1 protein-coding gene is annotated in these 909 nt (G+C 27.9%); it reads left to right on the forward strand.

Annotated features, from left to right (window positions below; all coding sequences use genetic code 11):
• Positions 1-123 precede the first annotated feature (123 nt).
• Positions 124-801 (forward strand): hypothetical protein, encoded by a 678-nt coding sequence (locus MPF19_RS19105; protein WP_249989862.1) that lies wholly within the window; start codon positions 124-126, stop codon positions 799-801.
• The last annotated feature ends 108 nt before the right edge of the window (positions 802-909 follow it).

Here is a 909-nt window from a genome sequence, read left to right on the forward strand (position 1 = left end):
TTAACCGAAGGCAGTTGCATTTTTACTCACTTCAATTTTCCTACGGAAAATAGCCGTTCATAAAAATCGCAACTTTCCATAACACAACAACGTTGGGCGTAATTTGAGAAAAACCAAATCTGAATGATAAAGCATCATAATTATTTTAAAGTTCACTTACCGAAAAAAGAATATAAAGGAGAAAGTGAAAATGAGTTATCTGAAATTTTTATGGAAGAAGCTCATTTAATGTCTGACGGAAAATGGACTAAAGATTATAATCCAATTAATCCAAAAACTGACAAATTTGAGATTAGTCTTTATCCTTCAATTTTATATGCAGCAAATAAATTAAACTATTCTGAAAACGAAAAATTCAATTCAGTAAATAACTTTATTGACCTCGCTTTCGTTGACTTTTTAGAAAGGTTTAGTCCTTTATATAAATGCACAGGTTTTATAGAATATCATCTTCATTATTACAAAGGAAAAAAGACTGAATTTTATAAGCATATTAAATATCAAATTGTTTCAATAGTTAAAAAACGAAAGGAAGATAAAAAGAAAGATTTTGATTATGAAAATTTAGAACAGATACTGAATGATTGGATTGACTCAAAAATGAAAAAAAACGAAAAATATAGTACTGAAATAAAAAAAGCGAATAATGTAATTGTAAATAACAATAGTGAAGTTAAATCTCAATCGATTGGAATTGAAAAAGACCAGAAAGAATCGATTTGGAATAAAGCAAATGTTATTATAGCATTAATTGTCGGAATTGCAACTGTAACCGGAATTATATGGCAAATTATGAAATAAAAAAAACTACGCCCAACACCTTGTATAAAAAATTGCTAAATTTGGCTTAATCAAAGTTTGTTGCATTTCTGTCAACTTCTATTTTCCTTCGGAAAATAGCCGTCGACT

The sequence above is a fragment of the Polaribacter sp. Z014 genome (assembly GCF_023555435.1).
Lineage (GTDB): Bacteria > Bacteroidota > Bacteroidia > Flavobacteriales > Flavobacteriaceae > Polaribacter.

Excerpts from the sequence above, each read along its gene's own strand:
- MPF19_RS19105 (WP_249989862.1), top strand. The coding sequence starts at position 124 with ATGATAAAGCATCATAATTATTTTAAAGTTCACTTACCGAAAAAAGAA.